This window comes from Verrucomicrobiales bacterium, from assembly GCA_016793885.1.
Taxonomy (GTDB): domain Bacteria; phylum Verrucomicrobiota; class Verrucomicrobiia; order Limisphaerales; family UBA11320; genus UBA11320.
The window spans coordinates 1-12098 of sequence record JAEUHE010000179.1 but is presented as its reverse complement, the minus strand read 5'-3'; the positions used below and the strand labels follow the sequence as shown (position 1 = coordinate 12098).

Annotated in this window: 7 protein-coding genes; 5 read left to right on the top strand and 2 right to left on the bottom strand. The window is 60.7% G+C overall.

Annotation, left to right across the window (positions count from 1 at the left end; all coding sequences use genetic code 11):
* Positions 1–27 precede the first annotated feature (27 nt).
* Entirely contained in the window at positions 28–2355 is a 2328-nt protein-coding gene (locus JNN07_20375; GenBank protein MBL9170102.1) for a hypothetical protein, read from the bottom strand.
* A gap of 121 nt (positions 2356–2476) precedes the next feature.
* Positions 2477–3937: a DUF1501 domain-containing protein gene (locus JNN07_20370; GenBank protein ID MBL9170101.1), complete on the bottom strand. Its 1461-nt coding sequence runs from the start codon at positions 3935–3937 to the stop codon at positions 2477–2479.
* 194 nt (positions 3938–4131) lie between these two features.
* Here JNN07_20370 and JNN07_20365 point away from each other — a divergent pair, with 194 nt between their 5' ends.
* From JNN07_20365 to JNN07_20345, 5 genes are all read left to right on the top strand, one after another.
* Complete coding sequence (locus tag JNN07_20365) at positions 4132–6744, top strand: DUF1549 domain-containing protein (protein ID MBL9170100.1); 2613 nt, start codon at positions 4132–4134, stop codon at positions 6742–6744.
* A 3-nt stretch (positions 6745–6747) separates the two neighbouring features.
* The gene (locus tag JNN07_20360; GenBank protein ID MBL9170099.1) at positions 6748–8190 is read left to right on the top strand and encodes an anthranilate synthase component I family protein; all 1443 of its coding nucleotides are present in this window, start codon (positions 6748–6750) and stop codon (positions 8188–8190) included.
* A gap of 87 nt (positions 8191–8277) precedes the next feature.
* Entirely contained in the window at positions 8278–9561 is a 1284-nt protein-coding gene (locus JNN07_20355) for an acetylornithine transaminase (protein ID MBL9170098.1), read from the top strand.
* Between the two features lie 45 nt (positions 9562–9606).
* Positions 9607–10503 (top strand): ornithine carbamoyltransferase, encoded by an 897-nt coding sequence (gene argF, locus JNN07_20350; protein ID MBL9170097.1) that lies wholly within the window; start codon positions 9607–9609, stop codon positions 10501–10503.
* 67 nt (positions 10504–10570) lie between these two features.
* Complete coding sequence (locus JNN07_20345; GenBank protein MBL9170096.1) at positions 10571–11788, top strand: beta-lactamase family protein; 1218 nt, start codon at positions 10571–10573, stop codon at positions 11786–11788.
* The last annotated feature ends 310 nt before the right edge of the window (positions 11789–12098 follow it).

The following is a 12098-nucleotide window of genomic DNA, read 5'->3' as shown; positions in this document are numbered from 1 at the left end:
ATACAGGGCGCATCGCGGATCTTCAGCCTACCTTACCTTCACTCGACTGAGCACCTGGCCTAACGGCTCGTCCGGTTTGGGCGCCTCCATCAGTCGGCTGGCCGGACGATGCTTCAGGTAAAAGGCCAACACTTCCGGAAAGTAAACCAACCCTTCGGGGGGACTTGAGCCCCAATCGGCGCGCCCTTCGGTGTAGTCCCGTCGAAAATCCCGATCCTCAGGATGCGGGTAGAGCGCGTTGATCTCCTGCTGAACTTTGACTTTTCCAGTGGCGAGTTCCCAGCCGGTCAGCCCGGCGAAGAGTTTCCCTGTCAGCAGCCAACCCTGAATTCGCTGGCGCAAGACTCGTTCGATCGCGTCGAGATGCGAAGCCTGGGGTCCGAGATAGCGATCGGCCTGAACCAGTTGCCAGGCGTGTTCGATCGCTTGTCCCATAATCACATGACTCGATCGCGGATGCGGGTAGCGCCAGCCGCCCACCGGGTCCTGGCTGGCGGCCATGAAATCAGCCACCGCCACGATGACCTCCCGAAGCTTCGGTTCCATTGGGACGAATCCTGCCAGTTCCGGTAGACCCGCCAGCGCGTAACCGATGATGTAGGGCTTGGCATATCCTACCTTTAAACCGGCTGCATCGTCTTCGATGAAAGGCGGCTCCGCCGTCAGAGGTTTCCCTCCTTGGTCAAACAGATCTCCTGTGGACAGCTTGGTGCGCAGTTGACGGAACAGGCGAAGCGCCTCGTTCAGGTGTTTGCGTTCTCCTGTCCAGCGGTACAGCCGCACGAAGTCTCGTGCATCACCGATGTTGCGGCATTCCCCTCGATCCACATGCAGGTGTTCCTCGGCGTAGCCCAACTGAGCCTGCAACGCCTCCAACATCCGGGGATCTCCCGATTCCTCGTAAGCTAGATAGAAAGAATCGTACCCTTTCGTGCAGAAGTTGACTGAACTGTTGGATCTCCACATGAAGGCCTGGTCGTCATCCGGTGGGCTTTGATTCTGGGCTCGAATGTTGTTGTAGCGGGTGCCGCCGCGGGCCTTCGCACCCCACCAGATGCTGAGATCGTAAAAGTTGTCACACCAGAGCAAGCCTACCTGCCGCAGTCGGCCATCGGCGCTGCGCCATCCCTCTTCGAACAGGGGCGGGCAGTGGTTGAGCCGGTTCATGCCGAAGTTCCCCGCCTGGGTTGAACCGTCGGAATACCCGGTCACATTTCCCCAGTCATCGCCCATCGCCGCGCTGCGGCTCATGGCAAGGCGATGATACTCCAAAAGTTCCAATAGTCTCGGGTAAGCGCTGAGATCAGGGGTCTCCGCGAACGCATGGAGCCGCTGCCAATCCGGAATGGCGAAGGTGATGGCATGAGGTGGTTCCAATGCGGGGGTGAGCGGGGCGACCCCGCGGGGGGTGATCACAAATTCGGCGCGACGCCAACTCATGGGCTGCATGGGAATCTTCTCCTCCACACGGGAGCGATAGTAACGATAGCGCCAGCTGAGGTCCTCCACTCGCGTCCACTCACTCCATCCGCGCCGCTGGAAGGGAGCTGTTGGGTGATACAATTGAGCGGAGTCCTCCCCAAACACCAACCTACCTCCTGCCCCCTGCTCGTAAGAGTGAATGGCAGGACCGCTGGCGGACGAAGGAGAGCCGGGACTCGCAACCCATTGGGCCTGATTCGCTGTGAGCAGGATCTCCCATCCCAGCGTAGGCGCCCACCCATTGGTGGGCTGGTTCCGTTGCAGGTGTGCAACTACGACTAGTCCGCCCATGGAATCCTGCCGAATTTCGACAATGCGCGGCCAGTCCGGATCGGCAAAATGAAACCGCGTCCAAAGGAAACACTGATTCGATTCCACGAGCTCGGCGCGTGGAGGCGTCGACGCGGTGCGGGGTGGAGCGAGAAGTCGAGCGGACCAAAGTGGGCCGTTACTACCTCGCGCCAGCAAGCGATCGCCCTCGAAGCCGAGCCGCAGGGGGAAGGAGCCGATGCGCGGTTCGGAGGCTGCCTCGGTTTGGAGTCGAAAATCAACCGGGTCCAAAGTTCGGAAGTCGTAAAGAAATGTCACCAAGGCTCGCCGAATTCCTTGGATCGAAGGGCCCTCGCCATGGTGCCAGGTCAGCGGACGAACAGCAGGTGTCATTTGGGATTGGCCGTCATGAAGCCGGAGGGACGCCGGGTTGGTCAGCACCTGAGGGCCCAAGGGAATCGAAGCGCGGATCCACTGCGTGCCGGTCGCGGCGGGAGTGACACGAAACGTGCCGGGCAACGGTGCCTTGGACTGAGCCCAGACGACATCTAGGCCGCTGAGGAGCATCGCCTGGATGATGAGGGCGATCAAAGTAGGTCTCATGAATGAACGGAGGTTCGCTGGCGAAAGTCCATGGCGTCAAGAGGCTCTTGAAAACCCAGATGGGTAAGAGCCGCGGTAACCCGGCTTCCCCTGACTCCTGTCCTCCGACCAGGGGCGACTCTTACCCCAATACCCCCGGAATTTTCTTGGCACTATTCGCCACTCCGGTGAGCCGTTCCTGTCTTCCCTCCAAAGGAAAATACAAGGCGTCGTTTTCCAAACCCATCGCAGCCAGGATGGTCGCATGCAGGTCCTTCATGGGATGCCCGGGGTCGGCGGCCATGAGCCCGATCTCGTCGGTTGATCCAATGCGCATCCCGGGTCGCACGCCCCCACCGGCCATCCACACGGTGAAACCCGCGGCATTGTGCTGGCGTCCCAGGTCTCCTTGCATCATGGGCGTTCTACCAAACTCGCTGGCCCAAATGACCAGCGTGCTGTCGAGAAGACCGCGTTGCTTCAGATCGGCGAGGAGCGCAGCGATCGGTTGATCCGTCCATCGGGCGCGCGGGGTGTGGTTGTCCGTGAGCTTGGCGTGGGCATCCCATCCATCCTTGTCCGGCATGTCGTAGAGCTGAACGAAGCGCACTCCGCGCTCCACCAGCCGACGTGCGAGCAAGCACTTTCGCCCAAAGCTCGCCAGGCGCTTGTCGGAATGGTCCACCCCGTAGCTGGTTTTCAAACTGTCAGATTCCTTATCCAGGCCACCGACTTCCAGGGCCGCGGCTTGCATGCGGTAGGCCAATTCGTAGGACGCGATCCGCGCATCCAGTTCGGTGTAGGTTTCCCGTCCCTGACGATGTCGCAGGTTCAGCGTCCGCAGCACGTCGAGAGAATGCCTTTGTCCGGAAGCGAAATCGGGAGGCGGCGTTAGATCCAGAACCGGAGAACCGGTATCGCGCAATCGCGTGGGCTGAAAAGCCGCCGGCAAAAAGCCATTGGAGTAGTTGGCCGCTCCCCCCAATGGGCCGGCATCGAATAGCATGACGTATCCCGGCAAATCCTGATTCTCAGTGCCTAGCCCGTAGGTCACCCAGGATCCCAGGCTGGCTTTCCCCGGCCGAATGTCGCCGGTGTGGAGCTGGTAGCTGGCGGGGGCGTGATTGTTGCTATCGGCTTGCAAGGAATGAACAAAGCAAAGGTCGTCCACATGACGGGCCACATTCGGGTACAGGTCGCTGACCCACATGCCGCTTTGACCATACTGATGAAAACCCCACGGGCTGGCGAGCAGCTCATCCTTGCACCCGTGAAACACATTGGCGAATTTGGTGCCGGTGACGGCCTTGCGAATCGACTCGGGTACTGGCTTGCCGTGAAGTTTTTGCAGCGTGGGTTTATAGTCGAAGGTGTCCACCTGCGACGGACCTCCGACCATGAAAAGAAAGATCACCGACTTGGCTCGGCCGGGGTGGTGCCCAGCGCGGGAGAGAAACGGATTCAGGGGATCAATCGTGGGAGGCTGAGATCCCAAACCCCGTGCGTGGCTGGCCGCCAACGTCGCCAAGGCCACCGAGCCAAAACCAGCTCCGCAACGAGCGAGGAACCCGCGCCGGGTGTAGTTCTGTGGGATGGCGAACATGAGGGAAAGAATGGCAGGCGGACGGCAAAAATGCCAGAAGAAGGAGGAGGATTCTCCTTTAGGATTTTCGATTTCGGGTTTAACGCTGCCGAGGCCGGCAGTTCCGGCCCGGGCAGGTTCCCTGCCCCCTCCACCCGCAGATTAACCCGCACAGGCCACTGGTCAAACCAACCTTCCTCTGACATATTCCCGCTGTGACGGTTGCATGGTGCATTTTGCCGATGGTGCTTGGGAGCTCTTTTCTGCTAGAGGCTCAGGACACCCTCGCGCCGACGTTCTTTCAGGACCGAGTCCAACCCCTGATCGAATCCCGTTGTGTAAGCTGTCACGGCCCAGACAAGCAAAAGGGGCAGCTCCGCTTGGATTCACGGGAAGCGATGCTGAAAGGGGGCGAGTCAGGCCCGGTCTTGATCCCCGGAAAACCTTCCGAAAGCCTGCTGGTCCAAGTGGTGCTTCACCAGAAAAAGGACCTCGAAATGCCACCGAAGGAACGCCTCACGCCCGCCGATATCGCGGTGCTGGAGAGGTGGATCGGCGCCGGCGCGCCGTGGCCTCAGGGGCATTCTACGAATTCGACAGCCGCTCAGACGCCGGGGGAGCGAGTGGGCGACGCCTGGAGCGATCCCAAGAATCCCATCACCCGCCTTTTCGGGGGCCAGAGGCTGGACCTGTGGTCGTTTCGTCCCCTAGCCCGGCCCGCCTTACCCGCATCGGCCACGAACCCTTGGGTTCGAAGTCCCCTGGATGCCTTCATTCTCGCCTCCTTGGAAAAAGCTGGATCCCAGCCGGCTCCTGAAGCGGATCGCCGGACCTTGATCCGTCGGCTGACGTTTGATCTCACGGGCCTTCCACCCTCCCCAACCGAAGTAGCCGCCTTCGTCTCGGACCCATCTCCGTTGGCGTATGAACATCTGGTAGATCGATTGCTGGCTTCCCCGCGTTACGGCGAACATGCGGCCCGGCTTTGGCTGGATGTCATTCGCTACAGCGACAGCAATGGCTTCGACTGGGATGAGTTCCGGCCGAAGGCCTGGCGCTTCCGGGATTACGTCATTCGCTCCTTGAATGCCGACAAACCGTTCGACCAGCTGGTGCGCGAGATGCTGGCCGGTGATGAATTGCTAGCAGGCCCTCCGTCCTCTCCCGCCGAGCAGGATTATCTCATTGCAACCGGCTACCTCCGACTGGGACCGCAGGATAATTCCTCGGCCGCGTTCAATGAACAGGACCGGAGCCGTGCCGAGCTCCTGGCTGACCTGACCGAGACCACCTCCTCGGCCTTCCTCGGGTTGTCGATGTCCTGCTGCCGTTGTCACGACCACAAGTTTGATCCACTTTCCCAGGCCGATCATTTCAGAATGCGGGCATTCTTTGAGGGCGTGAGGCCAGCCGACGATCTCCCCCTCGATCTCGCCGCCGACCAAGAACGGATCCGTGCGTTCAACCAGAACCTCGAGCGCAACATCGCACCCTTGGAGAAAGATCGCCAAGCCATCCTGGATCGAGTCCGTCAGAGCCTGCGCGAGGAGCGGCTGACCAAGCTATCGGCCGACGAACGAACACTGCTCGAAAAGCCTCCGGAAGCTCCCTCAGACGCGGACAAAAGCCGCCTGGAGGGGATCCGAAAAAAGGTGGAGCCCTCCGACAAGGAAGTGAAGGCCGCGCTGGCTAAGCGCGAGCAGGAGAAAGCGGCGGAACAGTCAGTGGCGCAACGGATTTCCGAGCTGAAGGCTCAGCTGAAGCCTTGGACTCAGGGGTTGTTAATGTCTGAGAACGGAGAGAAAATCCCAGTCACGCGCATCTTGTTCCAGGGCGATTACAAGAGTCCCCGCGATCCCGTGGAGCCTGGTTTTCCATCGGCCTTAGATCCCAACCCTGCGCCGGTAGTCAAGCCAGCCAACCCTAAGACCAGCGGACGTCGCTTGGCTTTGGCCCATTGGATCACGCATCCCCAGAACCCGCTAACGCCGCGGGTTCTTGTCAACCGGGTCTGGCAGCAACACTTCGATCGGGCTCTGGTGGCAACTCCCAACGATTTTGGACTCGCGGGGTCGCGCCCGACGCATCCCCAGTTGCTCGACTGGTTAGCGGAGCAGTTCATCCAGGGTGGTTACTCGATCAAAGCCCTGCATCGCACGGTGGTTCTCAGCGCCACCTACCGGCAAAGCTCAAGCCGCAGCTTGGGGAACCCGCCAAGCGTTGCGACTTTGCCCGGGCAGAACGCTGACCAAGCCGCGCTCTATGCAACGCAGAGTCTGAGGCGGCTCTCAGCCGAACAACTTCGGGACGCCCTGCTCCTGACCAGCGGTCAGCTACAGCTCCGGCCTGGAGGCCCCCCCGCCTGGCCGGATCTCCCGCCCGAAGTGCTGCAGGCCAATCCCGCCTTCCTCGACGACAATGCCGAGAAAACCAAGGGCTGGTATCCCTCCCCGGCGGGCGACCAGCATGTTCGCAGCGTTTTCTTGGTGCAGAAGCGAACGGTGCGGGTGCCGTTTCTGGAGACTTTCGATCTTCCGGAGAACAGCACGTCCTGCGCTCGCCGCACGGTTTCCATCGTCGCCCCCCAGGCGTTCGCACTTCTGAACGGGCCGCTGGCCGTGCAGAGTGCTCGCGCGCTAGCCGAGCGCGTCTCGCGCGAGTCCGAGGCTGGGGGCTCCGCCCAGATCCGGCGTGCCTTCCAGCTCGTGCTGCAGCGCCCCCCGGCTCCCGAGGAACTGCGCGAGTGCGAGCAGCTCCTTTCTCAAAGAAGCCTGACCGAGGTTTGCCGGGTGCTTCTGAACCTGAACGAGTTTCTCTATCTGGACTGACGCATGAGACCGCTGATCGAACAGGTCCCGTGGCAGTCAGGTCCCCAGGGGCTCGCGGCTCGATTTCATGCGGAGGCGGGCAGCTTCTTGTTGGAAAGCGCCCGGCTTCAACCCCAGCGGGCGCGCTATTCCTTGGTGGGCGCCCGCCCCTTCCTCACGTTCCGTTCCTGGGGTGCTCGCTGCGAAATCACCACGGCCGCCGGAACCCAGGTCCAATATGGCGACCCCTGGAAACTTCAAGCCTCGCTCCTCGCCCGGTGTGAGCTTCTGGACGAAATCGATTTCCCGTTCCCGCTGGGCGGTTGTTTTGGCTACTGGGGTTACGACTTGAAGAATTTCGTAGAGCCCCGGCTAAACCGCAGGGCAACCGGCGATTTGGAACTCCCCGACTGCGTCGTCGGTTTTTATGACAGTCTGGTGGTCTTCGATCATGAGTTGCAGCAAGCCTGGATCGTGAGCACGGGGCTGTCCCCCGATGGATCCCGAGACGAAACGCGAGCTGCCCAGGCCACCGAATTTTGGCGCAAGGCCAGCGCTTCCGCACAGGAGCACGACAGCCCGACCGCCTCAACGCGGCTGCTACCCGCACTGGCTTCGGGGCTGTGGCGTTCGAGTCTCCCGCGCGAAGCCTTTTTAGAAGCGGTCCGGAAAGCGCAGGCCTATATCAGATCGGGAGACATCTATCAGGTGAATCTGGCGCAGCGGTTGACGGTGGAGGCGGGGTTGCCGCCGTGGACGCTGTATCAGCGTCTTTCGGCCTTGTCGCCCGCGCCGTTCGCTTCCTACTACCATGCTGGCGATTTCGCCTTGGCGTCGTCGTCACCGGAGCTGTTCTTGCGGTTGAGTGCCGACCAGATCGTTACCCGGCCGATCAAAGGCACCCGGCCGCGATCGAACGATCCAATTCGCGATGCGCAGCTGAGCTATGAGCTTCAGACCAGTGCCAAAGAGATGGCGGAATTGGTCATGATTACCGATTTGCTGCGCAACGACTTGGGCCGGGTCTGCGAGTATGGAAGCATTCAGGTGCCGGAGCTGGTGCAGCTCGAGCGCTATTCGCATGTGCAGCATCTGGTGTCCACTGTGGAGGGACGCCTCCGGCCTGGAACCACTCATCTGGATGCGTTCGCTCGGTGTTTTCCGGGCGGCAGCATTACCGGAGCTCCGAAAATCCGAGCGATGGAGATCATCGAAGAATTGGAGCCGGTCACCCGGGGACCCTATACGGGCAGCTTGGGTTACCTAGGATTCAACCGCGAGAGCCAGCTGAGCATTTTGATTCGGACCGCCATTTGCCAACCGGACTCAACCCACTTTTACGTGGGAGCTGGGATCGTGGCCGATTCCCAGCCGGAAGCTGAGTATCAGGAAACCCTCGCCAAGGCCGCTGGCTTCTTGGAGTGCATTCCCACCCCTACCGATTATTCCGTACGTACGTTCAAATAATCGGTCATTCGCAGCATCTGCTTGCGCTTCGGACGAACCTCTGTCTTTTATGCTCGCTGCATTGTCCGTGAGAACCCGTTTCAACCCATGAAAGATCTCGTTCCGGCCCCTCCCGCCATTGTTCGGCAGGAGCAAAAGTCGATTCAGGAGCTGTTCCACAAGAACGTGCTTCCCACCTATTCACGTTTTGATCTGGTGCTCAGCCGCGGCCAGGGAAGCTGGTTATTTGACGTCAATGGACGGCGATTCTTGGATCTCGGCGGCGGGATCGCGGTCTGCTCGCTCGGCCATGCGCATCCCGAGATCACGGCCACCCTGACCGAGCAATCGCAGCGATTGGTCCACGTCAGCAACCTCTACTACCATGAGCCTCAGGGCCGACTCGCCCAGGCTCTCAACCAGCACCTCGCCCCGGGTAAGATCTTCTTTTGCAACAGCGGCGCGGAGGCCAACGAAGGCCTCTACAAACTGGCTCGCAAATTCGGTCACGAGGAAGGTCGTTTTGAAATCCTGACCGCGTTCGATTCGTTCCACGGCCGAACCCTGGGGGGCATCGCCGCGACGGGACAAGAGAAGGTGAAGAAGGGGTTCGAGCCGATGGTCTCGGGCTTTCGCCATATTCCCTTCAATGACCTGAAGGCCGCCCGCGAGGCGCTGTCACCCTCCACCGTTGCCATTCTGATCGAGGGCATCCAGGGCGAGGGCGGCATCACGCCAGCCACCGCCGAGTACCTGTTGGGGTTGCGTCGGCTCTGCGATGAAAAAAAGATGCTCCTGCTCATGGATGGCGTGCAGTGTGGCCATTTCAGGACCGGACGATTCCAGAGTTTTCAGCGAACGTTGGAGGGAGTGATGGGTGCGGAAGGGTTCCTGCCGGATGGCTTATCCATGGCGAAATCCCTCGGAGGTGGCTTCCCCATGGGAGCGTTTTGGGTGAATGCCAAGCACACCGAGCTTCTCGGACCTGGGACCCATGGAACGACTTATGGCGGCACCCCTCTGGGCTGTGCGGTGGCGCTTAAGGTGTTGGAAGTGATCGAACGGGACGGGTTGGCGCGCAATGCCCGAGAGACGGGTGAGTTTCTGCAGGCCGAGCTGACCCGCCTCATGAAGCGATACCCCCAGCTGATTCTGAACGTCCGAGGCGTCGGCTTTATGGTGGGATTCGAACTGACCCGCGAGATTCGAGCGTTCGCTGGATCCGAGAAGGCGGCATCGCTTCAGATGGTGGGCCGGCTTCAGGATGCCGGAATGCTGGTGATCCCCTCCGGCACGCATCGAATCCGCCTGTTACCCGCTCTGAACCTCAGTCGGAACGAGGCGGGAACCGGGATAGAAATCCTCGAATCGGTATTGGCAAAGCTGGCCTGACCTGCTCAAACTACCCGCTTTCCTGCAACGCAGGATTTCGATGCCATGAAACATTTGCTGAGCCTCGAGACGATGTCACGCGACGCCATGGAGGCCGTCCTCCGGGATGCCGTCGCGTTTAAGCAACAGCGTCGAGCGCCATCCACCCAACCTCTGAAGGGCCAGACCTGGGCTTTGATCTTCTCGAAATCGTCCACGCGCACTCGCGTGAGCTTCGAGGTTGGGATCCACGAACTCGGTGGTCGTCCGCTGTTCCTCAATGCGAATGACATCCAACTGGGGCGAGGCGAGCCCATCAAGGATACCGCCCGAGTCTTGGGCCGCATGTTGCACGGAGCGGTCATCCGCACGTTCGCGCAGGCGGATGTGGAGGAGTTCGCTCAGTACTCGGGTATCCCAACCATCAACGCTCTGACGGACGACGAGCATCCCTGTCAGGTCTTGACGGACATCTTCACGTTCCAAGAGAAACGCGGGCCCATCCAGGGGCGGGTGGTAACGTTTGTGGGAGATGGCGCGTGCAACATGCCGGTCTCCTGGATCTTTGCGGCAGCGAAGCTGGGCTTCGAGCTCCGGATCGCCGCCCCGAAGGAGTTTCAGCCGGCCGAAGCGATTCTGAAGCGTGCCGGAGGCAATGTGGTTGTCACGGCCGATTTGCAGGCTGCGGCCGACGGTGCCGACATGCTTTACACCGATGTGTGGGTGTCGATGGGAAAAGAGGCTGAAGCCGCGGACCGAATTCGCACCTTGCAAGGTTATCAAATCAATCAATCGCTGCTGCATCGCGCCAAACCGAATGCTTTAGTGATGCATTGCTTGCCGGCTTATCGAGGCAAAGAGATTGATGAAGCGACCTTCGAAGGTCATGCCGACACAATTTTCCAGCAGGCCGAGAATCGCTTGCACGTGCAGAAGTCCATCGTGAACTGGTTGGTCACCTAACTCGGCGGGACGGCGCTCGGAGTTCCTGCCGCCTGCCGCGGCGGGCTCGACTCAAGAACCAGCTTTGATGCAGTCATTCGATAGCAAAGGCCAGTTTTCCCTCTCGCGTGTCCGTAGCCCGCGGTACCAGCCTTGGGCAAGCGCTCGCACCCTCCATTTCACAGCCATTCTCTTCTTCTCGTGTTGGACCGGATCGGTCGCGGCGCTCCCCTCTCTCGACACCCTCCTGAATCCGATTCGGCAACAGTATCACTTGCCCGCCCTCGCGGCCGCGGTGGTGGTGGATGGTGAAGTGCAAGCGGCGGGAGCTGTGGGCGTCAGGAAGGAAGGAGCTACCCGTCGAGTCAGGCTGAGCGACCGATGGCATATTGGGTCCTGCACCAAGTCCATGACGGCTTCGCTCGCAGGGCTACTGATCCAGGAAGGACGGTTTGAGTGGACGACGCCTGTAGGCGAATTGTTTCCAGATCTGCGGGATGCGATGCAAGCCGAGTGGCGGTCAGCCACTTTGGAACAGTTGCTCAAGAACCAGGCAGGCGCTCCGGAGAGCCTGGACAAGGACGGTCTCTGGACACTTCTGTGGCTCCGCCACGGCCTTCCGGCGATGGAACAACGATCGATGCTCGCGCGCGTCTTGCTCACCAAGCAAACACCGCAGGATGCACCCGGGACGCATTTCCGGTATTCGAATGCGGGATTCGCACTCGCTGGCCACGCGATCGAACTGAAGTTAGGAACACCCTGGGAAACCCTATTGGTGAAGCGCTTGGCCCGTCCGATCGGATTGCGGTCGGTTGGGTTTGGTTGCACCGCCAGTCCAGGAAAGCTGAACGGCCCGTGGGGCCATCACCGTGACGACACTGGGGTGAATGTGCCGGACGAACCCGGTCCCAACGGTGACAACCCAGCGGCCATCGGGCCCGGAGGCACCGTCCATTGCACCATTCTCGACCTTGCTCGCTACGCCCGGTGGCACCTCCGCGGAGCACGAGGCCAAGGCACCCTGCTACGCCCGGAAACCTTTTCGCGATTACATCAGCCCTACCGAGGGGGCGGTGCGACGACCTATGCTGGGGGCTGGAATGTAGTTCCGCGTGCCTGGGGCGACGGCGAAGTCCTCACCCATAACGGGTCGAACACTAAGAATTTCGCGGTCATCTGGATCGCTCCGAAGCGAAACTTTGCCGTGGTGGTATGCACCAATCTGGGCGGCGATGTGGCGGCACAAGCGACCGATGAGACGGCCGCAGCGTTGATTCGGAAGTATCTCACTCAAGGCAAGTGAGGGGGATCCCGGCTCCGCCGGGGGGACAAAAGCGGCAGAGGGCTACCGCAGTCCATATCTCGCTCCCGCTCCCCAACGACGTGCTAGAGGCCTAGCCCTATGGAGTGCGGAGACATGTCTCCGCTTTTCCTGCACGCGACGGAGTGGCTAAAGGTGCCCCTGGTAAATGCGTGGCTCGAAGAGGTTGAGGCAGCGTGAAGGAACAGCGGTGTCGTGCCCTGAGCATTACCCACAAGTTCTTCGACCAGATGTTAGAATCCCACAGGGATTCCGCCTCAAAGCCCAGGGTTGGCGCGAAGCCGGAGCGCCT